We start from the raw sequence: 18336 nt of genomic DNA on the forward strand, positions 1-18336 counted from the left end.
TCAGCCACTCCCCAGAAGGCCCCGCGGCCGGAACCGGATCAGCAGCAGCAGCGCCGCGCCGTAGAAGAGCATCCGGTATTCGGCGAGCACCCGGAACATCTCCGGCAGGCCGGCGACGAGCACGGCGGCGACGATCGCCCCCGTCACGTTGCCGAGCCCCCCGAGGATCACGATCGTCAGGATCAGGACCGAGGTCAGCAGGTTGAACGTGTCGAAGTTGATGTAGCTGAACTGATGCGCGGTGACCGCCCCGGCGAGGCCGGCGGTGAAGCCCGCGAAGCCGTAGGCGAGGCCCTTGTAGTAGTTCGAGCCGACGCCGTAGGTCTCCGCCGCCACCGTGTCCTCGCGGATCGCCCGCCAGGTGCGGCCGAGATGCGAGGAGAGGAGCCGCGTCTGCAGCAGCGCGAAGACGACCACGAGCCCGAGCACCAGCCAGTAGCTCGGATTGGTCGAGAAGAAGTCGACGCCGAAAAGCGTGAGCGGCGGGATGCCGAAGACGCCCATCGAGCCGTTGGTGAGCGAGGTCCAGTTCAGGATCACGAGGCTCACGATCTCGCCGATCGCGAGCGTGCCGATCGCGACGTAGTGGCCGCGCAGCCGGAAGGCGGGATAGGCGAGCGCGGTGCCGAGGAGCGCGGTGATCGCCGCCGCCGCGACGAGGCCGAGCGCGACCGGAAGGCCCGCGATCGTCAGCAGCGCCGAGGCATAGGCGCCGATCGCGAGCAGCGCCGCGTGGCCGATCGAGACGAGCCCGACCGTGCCCGCGATCAGCGTGAGCGAGATCGCGGCGAGCGCGTAGAGGAAGGCGTTCGTCATCACCTGCGTGAGGTAGGGCTGGCCAGCCAGCGGGACGAGCGCCGCCGCGGCCACGCCGAGCGCGAGCAGCCAGCCGGGCGGCCGGACCGGCATCGACTGGATGACGAAGGTGCCCGTCATCGGCTCCGCCTCGCGCTCGCGGCCCTTCGCGAAAAGGCCGTTCGGCTTGACGAGCAGCATGAGGAGCAGCACGGCGAAGGCGAAGAGGTTGCGGTAGCTCGCCCCGAAGAGCGCGATGCCGTAGCTCTCGATCAGCCCGAGGATCACGCCGCCGCCGATCGCGCCCGGCACGTTCGCCATGCCGCCGATCACGATCGCGACCATCCCCTTCAGCATGATCTGGAAGGAGGTATTGGGGTCGATCGCGTTGTAGTAGATCCCGACCAGCAGGCCCGCGATGGCGCCGAGGGCGCCGGCGATGGCGAAGACCGCCATGTTGACCGCGTGGATGTTCACGCCCATCTGCTTCGCGGCGTCCTCGTCCTGCGCGGTGGCGCGCACCGCCATGCCGAGCCTCGTCCGGAAGAGGAAGGCGTAGAGCGCCGCCGCCGCGATCACCGCCGTGACGAAGATCGTGATGTCGATCGGCCCGATGGACCCCTGCCCGACACTGACGCGCCAGCCCGGCATCGGCACCGGCAGCGCGCGGGGGTTGGCGCCGAAGAGGATGTGCACGATCTGGTCCAGGATGAGCCCGACCCCGATCGTCGCGAGCAGCGGCGCGATGCGCGACTGGCGGTTCAGCGGGCGGATCGCGATGTATTCGATGCCCGCGCCGACGAGCCCGCCGCCGAGCGCCACGAGAGGCACCGTCGCCCAGAGCGGCAGGCCGAGCGCCACCGCGCAGACCCAGCCGACATAGGCGCCGACGGTGAAGACCGCGCCATGGGCGAAGTTGATGAGGTTCGCCACGCCGAAGATGAGCGCGAGCCCCACCGCCATCAGCGCGTAGATCGAGCCGATCACGACGCCGGAAACGGTGAAGTCGAACCAGGGAAGCGAGAGGATTGAACCCATTTCCGGTCTCCGAGGGACCGCCCGTCCCGGGTCGCCCGGATCGGCTCCGGTCCCCGGAAGGGCGCGTCCGCGTCGCCGCGCGGCCTGTCTCAGGCCCCGGCCCGCGCGGGGCCGGGGATCGCTCAGCGCGCCGCGCTCACGGCTGGAAGAGCTGGAAGGCGCCGTCCTTCACGATGAGCTCGGTCGGCTCGAGCCCCATGACGCGCCGCGTCTCGGGATCGAAGCTCACCTCCGGGAACAGCACCGAGGGCACCCCGGAAATCTCTCCGAGGCCCGCCTTGATCTCCTCGCGGGTCGTGCCGTGGCGGCGCATGACCTCGGCGAGGATGTTCATCGTGTCATAGGCCATCGCGTTGAAGTTGTTGGGCTCCTGACCGTATTCCGCCGTGAAGTCCTTGATGAAGGCCTGCACCTCCGGCCGGGGCGAGACCGGCGTGAAATAGGCGGTCGTATGCACGCCGTTGGCCGCGTCGCCCGCGAGGCTCAGGAAATCGGGCGAATAGACCGAGCCGACGGCGACGATCGGCAGGTCGATCCCCACCTCGCGGATCTGGCGCACGAGAAGCGCGCCGTCCGAATAGTAGCTCTCGAGCAGCAGCCCGTCGGGATCGGAGGCCTTGATCCGGGTCAGCGTGGCGCGGAAATCCTTCTCGTCGGGTAGATAGCCCTCGGCGGCGACCACCTCGGCGCCGCGCTTCTTCGCCTCCTCGACGAAGATGTTCTTCGCCGTCGTGCCCCAGTCGGTGTTGAGATGCAGCACCGCGATCCGCCTCAGCCCGAGCCGGTCGACGGCGTAGTCCGCCATCACCTGCTGTTCCTGGCTCTGCGAGATCGAGCTCGACCACATGTAGTCGCCGGTCTTGGTGAAGTCGGGGTGGGAGTTGGTGAAGCCGAACTGCACGAGCCCGCCGCGCTGGTAGAGCGGCGAGGCGGCCATCGAGGCGGTGGAGGAGAAGTCGCCGACCTCGACCACGATCGCGGGGTCGGAGATGAACTTCTGCGCGATGGCGATCGTCTGCCGGGGATCGTTCTGGCTGTCCTCGAACGTGTATTCGAGCGGCCGGCCGTCGATGCCGCCCTCCGCGTTGATCCTTTCGAGCGCGAGGTCGAAACCCTGCTTCCAGAGCGCGCCGTACTGCGCCTGCGGGCCGGTCAGCGGGCCGGAAACCCCGATCATGACCGGCTCGCCCGAGCTCTGGGCGAGGGCGGGCAGCGCGCCGCCGAGCGCGAGGCCGAGCGCGAGACCGGCGAGGCCGCGGCGGGTGAGGGAAGGCGTCATCTTGCGGGTCTCCGTTACCGAGGGTCAGCGGGCGGTCGTGTTCACGTGATCGGGGGCGTAGAAGGCCGTGCTCTCGAGCTCGTGCTCCTCCTCCCAGGCGACGAGCCGGTCGAAGATCGGCTCGAAATCCTCCGCGAAGAGGCGCGCCGTGACCCCCTGGGCGAGCCGGTCCGGTCCCACCTCCAGCGTCGGCACATCGGCCGCGAGCGTCCCCGCGCTGAGCCAGGAGGCCATGTTGAAGAGATGGATCCGCCCGAGCGCCGCCGCCTCCGTCGCCGCCTCCGCCGCCGGTGTCCGGGGCAGGAGTTCGAAGGCGTCGCCGAGGTAGGGAAAGCGCCCGAGATGCGGCCGTTCGAGCCCCGGCGGCGGCGTGTAGCGGTCCTGCCAGAGCGCGACGTCGCCATGGATGCGCGCGAAGAGCGGCTCATGCGCGAGATCGACCCGGAAGCCGGTGCCGAGGATCAGGAAATCATAGGCGCCGGAGGGGCCGTTCTCGACCTCGAGCCGGACCGCGCCGCCATCCCGTCTCGCCGCCGTCACCCGGGTGGAGAAATGCACCGAGACGCCCGGCTTCGCGAGCGCGCGATGGATCGTCTCGTGCGGCGGCGGCGACTGCATGTCGTCGAGATAGGCGCCGAGGCGCCAGCGGTCCGCGTCGGGCAGCGACTGCCAGCCCTCGAAGAAGCCAATGCCGGTCGAGGCGCGGCCCTTGTTGAGCTGCGGCAGCGCCTTGCGGCGCGCGAACATCGTCACGCTCGCCGCGCCCGCCTCGATCGCGGTCGCCGCGTTGTCCCAGGCCGAGGCGCCCGCGCCGATCATCGCGATCCGCTTGCCGGCGAGCCGCGCGAAATCGATCGCCTCCCTCGTATGGGCGGCGAGATCGGGAAAGAGATCCTCCGCGACGCCCGGCACCCGCGCCCAGCCGCCGGTCGCGCCGCGCCCCGTCGCGACCACCACGCGCTTCGCCACGCGCCGCGTGCCATCGGCGAGCACGACCTCGACGCGGTCGGCATGGGGTACGAGGTCCACCGCCTCGGCGCCGTTCTCGACCGGCAGGCCGAGCATCCGGCGCGCCCAGAGGATGTAGTCCTGCCAGATCTCGTTCGGGACCTTGTAGAGCGCCTCCCAGGCCGCCCCGCCCCGCGTGGCGGAGTACCAGGCCTGGAAGGTCAGCGAGGGGATGCCGAAGGAGAGGCCCGGCAGATGCTTCGGCGACCGCAGCGTCGGCATCCGCGCATAGGTGACCCAGGGGCCCTCCGCCCCCTCCGGCGCGCGGTCGAGCACCAGCAGATCGGCGATGCCGCGCAGCCTGAGCGCGCCGGCGACCGCGACGCCGAACTGCCCCGCGCCGATCACGATCACGTCGAGCAGCTTCGCGCCGCCGGCGCGCCGCGCCGCCGTCCAGGGCTCCCAGGGAAGGCGGAGCCGGGCCAGATCGGCGCGCACCTCCGCCTCGTGCCGGGCAAGCCCGATCGCTTCCGGAACCGTCCCGGGCCCGGTCCTCGCGGCGGATAGCGTCATGACATCCCCGCCCGATCCGCGAGGCTCGGCGCCGCCGCCATCCGGCGCCGGCGGGCGTCGCGCGCCCCCCGTTCCGCCCGTTTCCCGACCGGGAAATCCGAATCTTTTCTGAGAAGCGCGAACGGCTTCCGGTCCCGATCGTGGATCATCCGCTGATCGGGCGATGAAAGCGGATCGTTGTCAACTCCGGTACGCGGAATAACTGCCTTGCGCCGCGCACATTTCACGCCGCCGGTCCGCCGCGCGGGCGATCCGAGGACGAAACGGCCACTTCGCCGCGCCCGCGAACGCCGGTCGCCTCGGCCGCCGTCAGCGCGTAGAGGTGGGTTTTCCCGGACGACCGGAGCCTCGACGCCGATGACCGACCGCCTTCCCGCCCGGACGCATCCCCGCGCCCCCGATCTCGCCTTTACCGAACTCTCCCTCGGCACAGCGCGCTGGAGCGAGATGGACGGTCCCGAGGGCGACGCGCGCGCCCTCGCCGTCGCCGAGGCCGCCTGGGCGGGGGGCGTGCGCGCCTTCGATACCGCCCCCTATTACGGCTCCGGGCTCTGCGAGCGCCGCCTCGGGGCCGCGCTCGCCTGGAAGCCGCGCGGCGACTATGTCCTCTCCACCAAGGTGGGCGTCGATCTCGACCCCCGGGGCCGTCGTCCCGGCGTGAGGCGCCACTATCCGTTCCACGCGGATTTCACGCCGGTCTGCGACTATTCCGCCGGTGGGATCCGGCATTCCTTCGAGACCTCGCTGCACCGGATGGGAATTCCCTCGACCGAGATCGCCTATATGCACGGGCTCTCGATCTGCCCCGGGGGGCTCGAGGCGGCGCTCGCCACCGGCTTTCCGGAGGCGATCCGCATGCGCGAGGAGGGCCTCGCGCGCATGGTCGGCGTCGGCGCGAACACGCCCGCGATCGCGATGGCCGTCATCGAGCGGTTCGACATCGACATGCTGCTCTTCGCCGGCGGATTCTCGCTCGCCGACCACGCGGGCGCGGACGCGGTGATCGCGGCCTGCGCCGAGCGCGGGATCGGCGTGCTCGCCGCCGCGCCCTTCGGCAACGGCGCGTGGTTCGGCCCGGAGAACGCCGGGTTCCGCGAGCGGCTCGCGCGGGTGCGCGCGCGGTTCGACGTGAGCGAGACCGGCGCGCTGATCCGCTTCGGCCTGATGGTTCCGGCGACGCTCTCGGTGCTCTGGTCGACCCAGACGCCGGCCCGGGTCACCGACACGCTCGCCGCCCACGCCGAGGCGATCCCGGCGGAATTCTGGGAGGCGTGCCGGGCGGAGGGGCTGATCCACCCCCTGCCCGGCTTCGGCGCCTGACCCCCGGGTGGCCATATCGGCGGGGTGGAGGCGTCATTCCCTTTGACTCCGCGCGCTCCGCCGGATAGGCGCGGGGCCTGGCTCAGGGTTTCCAGCGTGGCGGGACGCCACGCGCGAGGGAAGGAAGGGCCGCGCACCGGGCTGCCCGCCCCCGATCCAAGCGAGACACATGACCGAACCTCACCTCGCCGCGCCGCTGGCCGCGGCCCTGGCCGCCAAGGGCTATGACAGCCTCACCCCCGTCCAGGAGGCCGTGCTGACGCCCGCGACCGCCGGACGCGACATGCTCGTCTCGGCGCGGACCGGATCGGGCAAGACCGTCGCCTTCGGCCTCGCCATCGCGCCCGAGGTGCTGGGCGGCGCCGAGAAGCTTCTCCCCGCCGAGGCGCCGCTCGCGCTCGCGATCGCGCCGACGCGCGAACTGGCGCTGCAGGTCGCGCGCGAGCTCTCGTGGCTCTATGGCGAGGCCGAGGCGCGGATCGCGACCTGCGTCGGCGGCATGGACTACCGGAGCGAGCGCCGCGCGCTGCAGCGCGGGGCGCATGTCGTCGTCGGCACCCCCGGACGTCTGCGCGATCACATCGAACGCGGGAGCCTCGTCCTTTCGGACCTTCGGGCCTGCGTGCTCGACGAGGCGGACGAGATGCTCGATCTCGGCTTCCGCGAGGATCTGGAGTTCATTCTCGCGGCGGCGCCGGGCGACCGGCGCACGCTCATGTTCTCGGCCACCGTCCCGAGGGGGATCGCGGATCTGGCCGCGACGTTCCAGAAGGATTCGCTCCGGATCGAGACCGCGGGCGAGGCACGCCAGCACGCGGACATCGCCTATCACGCGCTCGGCGTGGCGGCGGGCGACCGCGACGGCGCGATCTTCAACCTGCTCCGCTTCCACGACGCGCCCGCCGCGATCGTCTTCTGCAAGACGCGGGCGAATGTGAACCACCTGCTGGCGCGGATGAGCAATCGCGGGTTCCAGGTCGTGGGCCTCTCGGGCGAGCTCAGCCAGGCGGAGCGGACCCATGCGCTGCAGGCGCTCCGGGACGGGCGCGCGCGGGTCTGCGTCGCGACCGACGTGGCGGCGCGGGGCATCGACCTGCCGGGGCTCGACCTCGTGGTGCACGCGGACCTGCCCACCAATCCCGAGACGCTGCTGCACCGGTCCGGGCGCACCGGGCGCGCCGGGGCGAAGGGCATCTCGGCGCTGATCGTCGCCCCCGCCGATGTCAGGAAGGCGCGGCGGCTGCTCGCCGGGGCGAAGGTGGTCGCCGAATGGGGCGCCGCGCCCTCGGCCGAGGCGGTGCAAGCGCGCGACGACGCCCGCGTCCTCGACCACCCCGCGCTGGCGGAGGCGCCGGAGGACGAGGCGGAACTCGCCGCGACCCTGCTCGGCAGGTTCGGCCCCGAGCGGGTGGCCGCCGCCTTCATCCGCCTCTGGCGCGGGCAACGCTCGGCCCCGGAGGAGATCGCCGCCCCGGCGGAGGCCGAGGCGCCCGCGCCGCGCCGCCCCCGGGGCGATTTCGGGGAGTCGGTCTGGTTCTCGCTCCCGATCGGGCGCTCGGGCGGCGCCGAGCCGCGCTGGCTCCTGCCGAGGATCTGCGAGGCGGGCGGGATCACGCGGGAGGCCATCGGGGCGATCCGTATCGGCGAGGACGAGAGCTTCGTCCAGATCGCGACGGCGCGGGCCAGCGGCCTTCCCGACGGATTGGAGCTCGACCGCGGCCTGATCCTGCGCCGCCTCGACGGCGAGCCCGCGCCGGAACGGTTCCGCACGCCCGCCCGCCGGGCGGAGCGGCGGCCGAAATTCGATCCCGCGCGCGAGCCGGAGGCGGCGGAGTCGCCCAGACCCGCCAAGCCGCGCGGCAAGCCGGGCGCCAAAGCGGCCGCTCCCGGCCCGGCCGGGAAGGCGCGCAAGGCTCCGGCGAAACCGCGGGGCGGCAAGCCGGAGCGTCCCGCCGGGAAGAAGGGCAAGCCGCGGCCCCCGCGCGGATCCTGACGCGCGGCGGCGGCCATCGCGCCGTCCATCAGGATCCGGCGTCGGCCAGCACGAAGCCCGCGCCCCGTTCCGCGATCATCGCGGTCGGCGTGTTGGTGTTGCCCGAGGGGATCGACGGCATGACCGAGGCGTCGATCACGCGCAGTCCCGCCACCCCGCGCACCCGCAGCCGGGCATCGACGACGCCCATCGGATCCCCGGCCGCGGACATCTTCGCGGTGCCGACAGGATGGAAGATCGTCGTCCCGATGTCGCCGGCGGCGCGGGCGAGGCTCGCGTCGTCGTCGCCGACGCCCGGGCCGGGCAGGTATTCCTCCGGCCGGAAGGGGCCGAGCGCCGGCCGGGACATGAGGCGCCGCGTCACCCGGATCGCGTCGGCGGCGACGCGGCGATCCTCCTCCGTCGCGAGATAGTTCGGCGCGATGACCGGCGGCTCGCCCGGATCGGCCGAGCGCAGCGCGATCTCGCCGCGCGAGGTCGGGCGGAGGTTGCAGGCCGCGACCGTGACGGCGGGGAAGCGGTGCAGCGGATCGCCGAACTTGTCGAGCGACAGCGGCTGCACGTGGAATTCGATGTTGGCGCGGTCCTGACCCGGATCCGACCGCGTGAAGATGCCGAGCTGCGACGGCGCCATCGTCAGCGGCCCCCGCCGCCGCAACGCGTAATCCGCCCCCATCCAGGCGCGCCGGAGGAGCGAATGATAGGTCTCGTTCAGCGTGCGCGCGCCGCTCACCTTGTAGATCGCCCGCTGCTGCAGGTGATCCTGGAGATTGCGGCCCACGCCCGGCAGATGCGCGCGCGTCTCGATACCGTGCACCGCCAGACGCTCGCCGTCGCCGATGCCCGAGAGCATCAGCAGTTTCGGCGTCGCGACCGCGCCGGCGCAGAGGATCACCTCGCCCCGCGCCCGCGCGACGCGCTCGACGCCGCCTTCGCGGTAGACGACGCCCCGGGCGCGCCCCTCGGCGATCTCGACGCGCGCGACCTCGACTCCGGTGACGAGCCGCAGGTTCGGCCGGGCGAGCGCGGGCTTCAGGAAGCCCCGCGCCGCGGACCAGCGCCGGCCGCGCTTCTGGTTGACCTGGAAGTAGCCCGATCCCTCGTTGTCGCCGGTGTTGAAATCCTCGACCGGCGGCACGCCCATCTCCGCCGCCGCCTCGCGGATCCGGTCGAGGAGCGGCCAGGACACGCGCGGCCGCTCGACCCTGAAGCCGCCGCCGATCCCGTGGAATTCGCTCTCGCCGAGGCAGCTGTCCTCGATCGAGCGGAAGGCGGGCAGCACGTCCGCCCAGCCCCATCCCGGCAGGCCGAGGTCGCGCCAGCCGTCGTAATCGGCGGCCTGCCCGCGCATCGCGATCATCGCATTGATCGCGGAGGAGCCGCCGATCACCTTGCCGCGGGGATAGGCGAGCGCGCGGCCGTTGAGCCCGGCTTCCGCCTCGGTCCGGAAGCACCAGTCGGCCCGGGGATCGCCGATGGCGAAGAGATAGCCGACGGGAATGTGGAACCAGATCCAGCCGTCGGCGCCGCCGGCCTCGAGCACCAGCACCCGCGTGCCGGGCCGGGCCGACAGGCGGTTCGCCACCACGCAGCCGGCCGTGCCGGCGCCGACGATGATGTAATCGTACTGCTCCATCCCATCCTCCTCCGATCCGCCCTTGGGGGCGCGTCCCCGGGAGGACTAGCCTCTCCCGTAGAGGGGCATCCCCGGCGCCATCAGGGTCATGAAGGGGATGTTCGCCTCCGGCGGCAGGTTCGCCATGTAGAGGACGGCGCGCCCGGCCTCCCCGAGGGGCATGCGGGGCTCCGCGGTGACGGAACCGTCCGCCTGCTCGGCGCCGACGGCCATGTAGCTCGTCATGTCGGTCGCGACGTTGCCGAGGTCGATCTGGCCGCAGACGATGCCGAAGGGCCTGCCGTCCAGGGCGAGCGACTTGGTGAGCCCGGTCATCCCGTGCTTCGTCGCCGTGTAGGGCGCCGAATGCGGCCGCGGGGCATAGGCGGAGACCGATCCGTTGTTGATGATCCTGCCGCCCCGGGGACTCTGCGCCTTCATCGCGCGCAGCGCGGCGCGCGCGCAGAGGAGGGCGCCGAGCAGGTTCACCTCGACGATCGTCCGCACCTCCTCGACCGCGAGTTCGTCGAGCGGCGCCTTCGACACGTTCACGCCGGCGTTGTTGAAGAGAAGGTCGAGACGGCCGTGCCGGGCAAGGAGCGCCGCGAAGAGCCGGTCGACGGAATCCGGATCGCTCACGTCCGCGGGGAGCGCGATGACGCGCCCCGGCTCCGCGAGCGCGGCCGTCTCTTCCAGCGCCTCCGCGCGCCGCCCCGCGACCGCGACCGTCCAGCCGTCGCCCGCCAGCGCCAGCGCCGCCGCGCGCCCGACCCCGCCGCCACCGCCGGTGACAAGCGCTATCCTCTCGGGTTTCGACATCGGCCTCTCCTCGTTCCACGCGGCGCGGCCACCATATGCCCCGGGCCGATCCGCCGCGGCAATGGCCTTCGCCGAGACCTTCCAACCTGCTCAGAGGCTTTCCGGGATCCAGAGCGCGGCGTCGACGAAGCGCTGGCCGGGCGTGTCCGACGGCCCCTGCCCGACCGAGCGCGCCATCGCGGAGACGAGTTCCGCGCAGAGGGCGGGCAGAGGGGTCTGGAAGATGCCGGTGATCCGCCGCTCCATCAGCGCCTGGCGCGAATCCGGCGTCAACTCGTTCACGAGGCAGGCGATGTCGGCCCCCCGTTCCGCCTCGCGCAGGGCCGCGATCACGCCCTCCATGCCCCCGCCCGCGCAATAGACGCCGACGAGATCCTCGTGCCGCGACAGGAGGCCGAGCAGCGCCTCGCGCGTAAGCTGGCGCGTCTCGAGGGTGACGATCGCGTCCAGCACCTCAAACTCGGGCGCGTATTCGCGAAGGCAGGCGCGGAACCCCGCCTCGCGCAGCGCGTGGCCGTGGTAGCGATGGCCGCCGATGAAGACCGCCACCTTGCCCGGCCTGACCGCCGCCTTCGACATGAGCCAGGCGGCGGTCCGGCCGACCTTCATGTTGTTGAGCCCGACATAGGCCTCGCGCAGGCCCTGCGCGAAGTCCGAGAGCAGCGCGAAGGTCGGCACGCCGCGCGCGCGCAGCGCCGCGACCGCCGCGGTCACGTCGTGATGGTCGGCGCCGGTCGCCGCGATCGCCTGGACCCGCCCGCCGAGCCGGAGGAGCCGTTCGGCGAGTTCCCCCGGCTCGGAAGTCGCGGTGAATTCGAGGCTGAGCCGCAGGTTCGCATCCGGGAAGCGCCGCGCGGCCGCTTCGAGTTCGCGTGCGAAATCGGCGTAGAAGGCGTGGCGCTCCTTCTGCAGGATGACCCCGAGCCGCATCGCCGGCCGGTCCGCGAAGACGCGCGAGCGGATCGCATTGGCGCCGTGAAAGCCGATCTCCTCCGCCGCCGCCCAGACCTTGCGCGCCGTTTCCTCGCGCACGCGCCGCCGCCCGGTCAGCACGCGGTCCACCGTCGCGACGCCGACCCCCGCGTGCCGGGCGAGATCGGCGATGGTGGGCCGTTTCATGACGTCTCCTCGTTCCGCTCAGGAAGATCGCCGCGCGATCCGGGATCCGGGCCGGGCACCGCGGCCGGCCGATGGATGAAGGGCTGCCGGGCCACGCCGGCGGCGGTCGCCATCCTCACCGGCCCGCGTCGGTCGGCCGCGGGCCATTCGCTATGTCGGGGGTCCGGAAGGGTCCCAGCCCGAAGTCGGCGGGCGAGATCGCGAGGTCGGCGACCGAATACCTGTCCAGCACGGCGATGAAGGCGGCCTTCGCCTCGCGCAGCGGGGCGATGAGGCGGCACCGCGGCGTGATCGCGCAGGCATTCCCGGCGCGCATGCATTCGACGAGGGCGAAATCCGTCTCGAAATGCCGCACGATGTCGCCGACGCTGATCTCGGCGGCGGGCCGCGCGAGGCTCAGGCCGCCACCCCGGCCCCGCCGCGCCGCCAGGAAGGCGCCCTGGGTCAGCGCGTTGACGACCTTCATGACCGTGCTGCGCGGGACCGCGTAGACCTCGACGATCCTGTCGATCGTGAAGCGCCGCTCGCCCGCCGTCGCCGCGTAGATCATGACGCGCAAGGCGATGTCGGTGCTGTCGTTCAGCCGCATGTCCCAGCCCCCTGATCCGGACGTCTCGCGGGAAGGCGGAGATCCGCCGCCCCATCTTCGGGATAAGATATATTTCTATGGCATCTTTGTTGGAAGATGTATAGATACGCTCCATCGGAACCTTTAAGCCCAGGGGGAATCATGCCCAAGCCGCTCTCCGAAGCCACTCTCGCCCTCGTCGAAGCGACCGCGCCCGTCGTGGCCCGGCATGTCGATCAGATCGTGCCCTGCATGTATCGCCGCCTGCTGGCGGATCCCGCCATTCGCGCGCTCTTCAACATGTCGCACCAGCATGGCGACTCGCCCCAGCACAAGGCGCTTGCCAACGCGCTCGTCGCCTATGCCTCCCACATCCGGAACCCCGGGGTGCTGGCCGGCGCGCTGGAGCGGATCGCGCAGAAGCACGCGGGGCTCCAGATCCTGCCCGAGCACTATCCCCACGTGGCCGAGGCGCTGCTCGGCGCCGTGTCCGAGGTGCTCGGCGAAGCCGCGACCCCGGAGATCCTCGCGGCCTGGGGAGAGGCCTACTGGTTCCTCGCCGACACGCTCATCGCGCGCGAGGAGGAGATCTACACCGCCTCGGAGGACGCGGCTGGCGGCTGGCGCGGCTGGCGGCGCTTCCGGGTCGTGGCAAAGACGCCGGAGACGGCCGAGATCACCTCCTTCACGCTGCGCCCGGCCGACGGTGGCCCGGTGGCACCCCACCTGCCCGGCCAGTACCTGAGCTTCCGCTTCCGCCCGACCGAGGGCGAGGAACTCCGGCGCAACTACTCCATCTCCTCGGCGCCCGATGGCGTCTCCTACCGGATCACGGTGAAGCGCGAGCCGGGCGGCAGGGTTTCGAACTGGCTCCATGACGAGGTCGAGGTCGGCGCGGAATTCGACACCGCCCCGCCGGCCGGCGAATTCTTCCTCGATCCCGCCGGCAAGAAGGAGGTGGTGCTGCTCTCGGGCGGGGTCGGGCTCACGCCGATGATCTCGATGCTAGAGAGCTACGCGGAAAGCGACCTGCGGATGATCTATATCCACGGGACCCGCGACCGGGCGCACCATGCGATGCGCGACCGTCACCTCGCCCTGGCCGACGAGAGCCACGTCTTCTACGAGAACGCCGAGATCGACGAGGAAATGGCCCGTCACGGCATCCGGCCGGGCCGGATCGACCCGGACACGCTGGTCAAGGTCACCGATCCCACCCGGGCGGACTACTTCGTCTGCGGACCGACCGCCTTCATGGAGGCGATGGTGCGCGCGCTGAAGGCCGCGAACGTGCCCGACACACGGATCCACCACGAGTTCTTCGGCCCGGCGGCGGCCCGGATCGGGTGATCGCCGCCTGAATTCCGGCGCCGCGGCTCGCGGCGCCGGTTCGGCCCATGCCTATTCCGCCGCGAGGCCGTGGAATTCCTCGCGATAGGGCCGCGCCGAGGCGGGAAGTTCCCGGCGCAGGTAGAAATCCTCGTAGCGAAGCTGGCGCAGGAGCGCGGGCCAGACCTCGCGATAGGCATGCCACATCGAGGGATTGGGCTCCGGCAGGTCGTCCTTGATGAGTTCGTGCAGCCGGGGCAGCGCGTGATAGGGCACCATGGGGAACATATGGTGCTCCACATGGTAGTTCATGTTCCAGTAGATGAAGCGCGATACCGGGTTCATGTAGACCGTCCGCGTGTTCAGCCGGTGGTCGGTCACGTTGTCGGCCAGCCCGACATGCTGCAGCAGCCCGGTCAGGATCATGTGCCAGGACCCGTAGAGCCGGGGCGTCCCGACGAGCAGCACCGGCAGCCAGGAACCGAGGCCGAGCGCCAGCGCGATGGTCGCGACGTAGATCGCGACGTGCCAGCGCGCCGCGGTCACCGCCCGCGGCCATTCGCTCTCGGGGATGAAGCTCTTCTCGTCCGGCGAGAGGTTCCCGAAGGCGTTGCGGACCAGCGTCGGCAGCGAATAGCGGAAATCGAGCAGACCGGTGAACATCAGGCCCGCCTTCAGGAGATCGGGCGGGCGCATGACCGCGATCTCGGCGTCGCGCCCGACGATGATCGTGTCGGTGTGGTGCCGGGCATGGCTCCAGCGCCAGGTGACCGGATTGCGCATCAGCATGAAGGAGGCGATCTGGTAGACGAGGTTGTTCTTCCACGGGGTCTTGAACGCGGTGCCGTGCCCGCATTCGTGCCAGCGCGAATCGCTCGCGGAGGCGTAGAGCACGCCATAGACGGCGAGAAACGGGACGCACCACCATCCGCCCCAGGTCAGGATGGCGCCGAGCCCGGAGGCGAGCAGCAACCCGAGCCAGATCAGCGTGTCGCGCGTCGCCGGACCGTCGGAGCGGCGCATCAGATCCTTCATCGTCTTGCGCGGCACGTCGCTGTGGTACCATTCCGCCGAGGCGAGGCCGGTCTCGATGGCCCAGCGGGTGCTCTCGCCCGTGAGGCTGTAGTCGCGCCGGGGACGGGCCGGCGGGTCGATGGTCGTGGTGGTCATGGCAGGCTCCTCGGCGGCCGCCGGCCCTCGAGGGCCGGGAAGATGCCCGAGAGGGCGGGATAGTCCTCGTCCGGCTGGCGGGCGATCGCGGCGATGCGCCGCCCGGCGGCGCCGATCGCCGCGGCGCCGTCGAGGACGCGAAGGGTCAGCCGGTAGCTCCGGCTCTCGTCAGGACCGAGCCAGATCATCTCGCCGCGCTCGCGGGCGGCGAGATCGCCGAGCACGTGATGCGTCGAGGGCTCGATCCCGAGGGCGTAGTGGCCGGCCTGGAAGTTCTGCCACTGATAGAGGCAGGGCAGCTCGTCCTTCCGCGTCTCGACTTCGAAGCCGAGGCCCAGCCGCTCGTTGACGAGCGCGACGGGGCAGAGCCCGTCCGGATCCGCGCCGGCCTCGTGCTGCCAGACCTGCTCGCGGAAGTTTTCCCTCGGCGCCGGCACGCCCCGGTAGCCGACGCCCTGCGCGGCATAGGCCGCGCCATGCGCCGCCCAGATCACGTCGCGGATCGGCGCGAGGTAGCGCGCCCCCTCGTCGAGCAGCGGCCAGCCGAGATTGACGTGGTAGAAGAGCATGTGCGGCGTCGGCGCGAAACCGCGGTTCACCACCCGGTCGCGCACGCGGATCTCGGTCCCGCCGAGATCCGCCTCGATCCGGCGCAGGAGGTGGAGATCCTCGCCGAAGACGGTCGCCTGCCGCACCATCCCCTCGGCCCAGAGCACGCAGGTCTCGCCTTCCCAGGCCTCGCCATAGCCCGTGAGCCGCGCGGGGATCGTGCCCACGCGCCCGTGCAGCGACTGCCGCTGCGTCGACCGGCCGGGATAGTTGTAGCCCTCCGCCGGAACGTCGCCCGGACCCAGGATGTGGTCGAGGCCGCAGGTGACGAGCAGGCCCGAGAAGGAGCGCAGCCAGGCGAGCCCCCCCTCCCCCTCGTAGTCGTGCAGCCCCGGGTGGCGGAAGCCCGCGGGCGAGTTCCAGCCGATCGCCTGCCCCCGATACTCGCAATCCGCGATGTCGAGCGCCCGGTCGACGAGCACGGTGAAGCGCAGCCCGGCGCCGGTCCGGAACTCGAGCATCCGGATGCCCCGCTCGACCCCGTCGCCGAGCGTCATCAGCCGCACGCCCGCGACCTGCGCGAGGTCGCCCATCCGCGCCGCGAGCTCGCGCCGGGTCAGCTTCCGGCCATGCAGGTCAGACATGGGCGGGCACCTCCGGCGGGTCGGGTTGGCGCGCATCGGCGCGAAGCGCGAAGGCGTGGCGCAGGATCGCCGCCTCGCTCATCTCGTCGCGCCCGAGCTCGGCGACCACCCGGCCGCCGGCGAAGACGAGGCAGCGATCCGCGATCGCGAGGATTTCCGGCAGTTCCGACGAGGCGACGACGATCGCGGTGCCATCGGCCGCGAGGTCGCGGATGATGCCGTGGATCTCCGCCTTGGCGCCGACGTCGACGCCATGGGTCGGCTCGTCGAGCAGCAGCACCTTCGGCTTCGCGAGCAGCGCCCGGGCGAAGAGCGCCTTCTGCTGGTTCCCGCCCGAGAGCGCGGTGATCGGCTGGCCGATGCCGGCCATGCGGATGTTGAGCGCCCCGGCCATCCGGTCGGTCAGCCGGCGCTCCGCCTGACGGTCGACGAGGCCCGCGCGGGTGATCCCGGCGAGGCAGCTGATCGAGATGTTGCCGCGCACCGAATGCGTGGGGAGGATCCCCCGCGTCTTGCGCCCCTCGGGCAGCATGAAGAGACCGCGCCGCGCCGCCTCGGTGACCTTGCCGAGCGGCATCGGCGCGCCGTCGATCCAGACCGCGCCGCCCCGCGCCCGGCGGAAGCCGTAGAGCGTCTCGAGGAATTCGGTCCGCCCCGCCCCGACCAGCCCGAAGAGGCCGACGACCTCGCCGCCCCGCGCGCTCATGTCGATGCCCGCCAGCGTCTCACCGTCGCAAAGCCCGGCGACCCGCAGCCGCTCCCCGGTCGGAGGCGCGGCCGGCGGCTCGTGCGTGAAGATCGCGGGACGACCGACCATGTGGACGATCAGATCGGCCTTGCCCAGTCCCCGCGCCGGCCGGTCGACGATCAGTTGTCCGTCGCGGAGCACGACGACGCGGTCGCAATGCGCGAGCGCCTCCTCGAGCCGGTGGGTGATCAGGATGATCCCGACGCCCCGCCCCGCGAGTTCGTGCGCCAGCGTGAAGAGCCGGTCGCTCTCCGCCGGCGTCAGCGACGAGGTGGGCTCGTCCAGGATCAGGAGCCGCGGTTCCTCGGCGATCGCCTTGCCGAGTTCGACGAGCTGCTGCTCGCCGCTCCGCAGCCGCCCGAGCGGCACGCGCGGATCGACATGGCCGAGGCCAACGCGCGCCAGCACCTCGCGCGCGCCGGCGTTCAGCCGGCGGCGGTTGACGAAGCCCCGTTCCGCCAGGTAGCCGCCGAGAAAGACATTCTCGGCGACGCTGAGCGAGGCGGCGGTCGAGAGCTCCTGGTGCACGAAGCGAATGCCGAGCGCGCGTCCGGCCGCCACCGAGCCGAGTTCGACAGGCGCGCCGTCGAACAGGATCTGGCCGGAGCTCGGCGCCAGCGCGCCGGCGAGGATGTTCATCAGGGTCGACTTGCCCGCGCCGTTCTCGCCGAGCAGGCCCACGATGTGGCCGCGCGGGATCGCGAGGTCGATGCCGCTCAGCACCGTGACGTCGCCGAAGCGCCGGGTGATCCGTCTTGTCTCGACGATCGGTGTCATGCCTCCTCCCGGGACAGGCGCCGCGCGACCGGGCCGCGCGGCGCCGGCGCCTCAGTTCGTCGCCGTCTCGGGCGTCACGATGTTGCCCTTGACGCGGATCACCGCCTCGGCCGGCTTCTCGCCCGTCACGAGATAGTTGTAGAGCATCACGGTCGAGTCGAAGGCCTGCTGGAACGGCGCCTGGTCGATCAGCGCCCACATCTCGCCCGACCGGATGTATTCCATGTTGTCGGGCGTGTGATCGAAGCCGACCACGCCGACCTTGCCGGTCAGCCCCAGATCCTTGATCGCCTTCGCCGCGCCGAACGGACCGCCGGCGGTGACATAGACGAGGCTGAGGTCGGGATTCGCGGTGTACATGTCCTGCACCAGCGAATAGGCGACCTCCGCCTTGTCCTGGTTCTCGAACGGGCCCACGATCTCCACGCCGGGCGCGTTGGCCTTCAGGTAGTCGAGCGCGCCGTTCATCCGGTCGGTATGCTGGACCGCGCCGAAATAGCCGGTGATCACCCCGACCTTGCCCGCGCCGCCGAGCTTGCCGGCCATGAATTCGCCGAGCTGCGCCCCCGCCGCCCGGGCATCCTGGCCCATGAAGGCGATCCGCTCGGACGGGATCGATCCCTCGGCGATGATGTTGAACACCGGCACGCCCGCCTCGGTCGCCTCGTCGATCGCGCGCTCGGTGCCGTCGAAGATCGGCACGATGACGATGCCGTCGTAATCCTGCGCCACCGCGCTCTCGATGCCGGCGATCACCGCCTCCGCGCTCAGCGTATCGCCGAGATCGACATAGTCGACCTTCGTGTCGCGCTCCGCGAGATAGGTGGCGGCGGCCTTCGCGCCCTCGGTCACGGGAATCCAGAACGGGTTGTTCTGGAAGGCCATGAAGGCGATGCGGAGCGGCCCCTTGCCGTTCGCCACCGCCTCGACCGTACCGCCCTCCGGCAGGTCCGCCGCGCCCGCGGGCAGGCCCGCGAGCATCCCCGCCGCGGCGGTCATCGCCAGAAGCATCCTTCGCGTCGCACGCATGTCCTTTTCCTCCCTGGTTCCGT

14 protein-coding genes are annotated in these 18336 nt (G+C 71.6%); 3 read left to right on the forward strand and 11 right to left on the reverse strand.

The features are described from left to right. The 3 genes from FJM51_RS10140 to FJM51_RS10150 all read right to left on the reverse strand — a co-directional run bounded on the left by FJM51_RS10140 (nt 1) and on the right by FJM51_RS10150 (nt 4633). The gene (locus FJM51_RS10140; RefSeq protein WP_140454021.1) at nt 1–1833 is read right to left on the reverse strand and encodes an ABC transporter permease; all 1833 of its coding nucleotides are present in this window, start codon (nt 1831–1833) and stop codon (nt 1–3) included. A 136-nt stretch (nt 1834–1969) separates the two neighbouring features. Continuing rightward, a complete protein-coding gene (locus tag FJM51_RS10145) occupies nt 1970–3112 on the reverse strand; it encodes an ABC transporter substrate-binding protein (RefSeq protein ID WP_140454022.1) in 1143 nt (380 codons plus the stop codon). Between the two features lie 24 nt (nt 3113–3136). Continuing rightward, nucleotides 3137–4633, reverse strand: coding sequence for an NAD(P)-binding domain-containing protein (locus FJM51_RS10150; RefSeq protein ID WP_140454023.1), 1497 nt, complete (start codon nt 4631–4633; stop codon nt 3137–3139). Nucleotides 4634–4990: 357 nt separating this feature from the next. Between FJM51_RS10150 and FJM51_RS10155 the strand changes: the two genes are divergently transcribed. Then, complete coding sequence (locus tag FJM51_RS10155; protein ID WP_140454024.1) at nt 4991–5953, forward strand: aldo/keto reductase; 963 nt, start codon at nt 4991–4993, stop codon at nt 5951–5953. A gap of 169 nt (nt 5954–6122) precedes the next feature. After that, a complete protein-coding gene (locus tag FJM51_RS10160) occupies nt 6123–7946 on the forward strand; it encodes a DEAD/DEAH box helicase (protein ID WP_140454025.1) in 1824 nt (607 codons plus the stop codon). Between the two features lie 28 nt (nt 7947–7974). Here FJM51_RS10160 and FJM51_RS10165 read toward each other — a convergent pair whose 3' ends face one another. From FJM51_RS10165 to FJM51_RS10180, 4 genes are all read right to left on the reverse strand, one after another. Continuing rightward, nucleotides 7975–9582 (reverse strand): GMC family oxidoreductase, encoded by a 1608-nt coding sequence (locus FJM51_RS10165; RefSeq protein ID WP_140454026.1) that lies wholly within the window; start codon nt 9580–9582, stop codon nt 7975–7977. 45 nt (nt 9583–9627) lie between these two features. Next, entirely contained in the window at nt 9628–10380 is a 753-nt protein-coding gene (locus FJM51_RS10170) for an SDR family oxidoreductase (protein ID WP_140454027.1), read from the reverse strand. A gap of 90 nt (nt 10381–10470) precedes the next feature. Further along, a complete protein-coding gene (locus FJM51_RS10175; protein WP_140454028.1) occupies nt 10471–11499 on the reverse strand; it encodes a LacI family DNA-binding transcriptional regulator in 1029 nt (342 codons plus the stop codon). Nucleotides 11500–11614: 115 nt separating this feature from the next. Then, complete coding sequence (locus tag FJM51_RS10180) at nt 11615–12088, reverse strand: RrF2 family transcriptional regulator (protein ID WP_140454029.1); 474 nt, start codon at nt 12086–12088, stop codon at nt 11615–11617. Nucleotides 12089–12229: 141 nt separating this feature from the next. On the opposite strand from FJM51_RS10180, the gene hmpA reads away from it, so the two are divergent. Beyond that, nucleotides 12230–13417, forward strand: a complete 1188-nt coding sequence (gene hmpA / locus FJM51_RS10185) for an NO-inducible flavohemoprotein (RefSeq protein ID WP_140454030.1) — start codon at nt 12230–12232, stop codon at nt 13415–13417. Nucleotides 13418–13468: 51 nt separating this feature from the next. Here hmpA and FJM51_RS10190 read toward each other — a convergent pair whose 3' ends face one another. From FJM51_RS10190 to FJM51_RS10205, 4 genes are read right to left on the reverse strand one after another with little or no spacing between them, the layout of a single operon-like run. Continuing rightward, on the reverse strand, nt 13469–14566 hold the full coding sequence (locus FJM51_RS10190; protein WP_140454031.1) for a fatty acid desaturase family protein: 1098 nt from the start codon (nt 14564–14566) through the stop codon (nt 13469–13471). Further along, a complete protein-coding gene (locus FJM51_RS10195; protein ID WP_140454032.1) occupies nt 14563–15759 on the reverse strand; it encodes an aldose 1-epimerase family protein in 1197 nt (398 codons plus the stop codon). The genes FJM51_RS10190 and FJM51_RS10195 overlap by 4 nt, the downstream gene beginning before the upstream one ends. Further along, nucleotides 15752–17284, reverse strand: a complete 1533-nt coding sequence (locus tag FJM51_RS10200) for a sugar ABC transporter ATP-binding protein (RefSeq protein ID WP_210240257.1) — start codon at nt 17282–17284, stop codon at nt 15752–15754. The genes FJM51_RS10195 and FJM51_RS10200 overlap by 8 nt, the downstream gene beginning before the upstream one ends. A 51-nt stretch (nt 17285–17335) precedes the next feature. Next, nucleotides 17336–18313 carry a sugar ABC transporter substrate-binding protein gene (locus tag FJM51_RS10205; protein WP_210240258.1) on the reverse strand — a complete coding sequence of 326 codons (978 nt, stop codon included), beginning with the start codon at nt 18311–18313 and terminating at the stop codon, nt 17336–17338. Nucleotides 18314–18336: the final 23 nt, after the last annotated feature.

It is taken from the genome of Amaricoccus solimangrovi, assembly GCF_006385685.1.
GTDB lineage: Bacteria > Pseudomonadota > Alphaproteobacteria > Rhodobacterales > Rhodobacteraceae > Amaricoccus > Amaricoccus solimangrovi.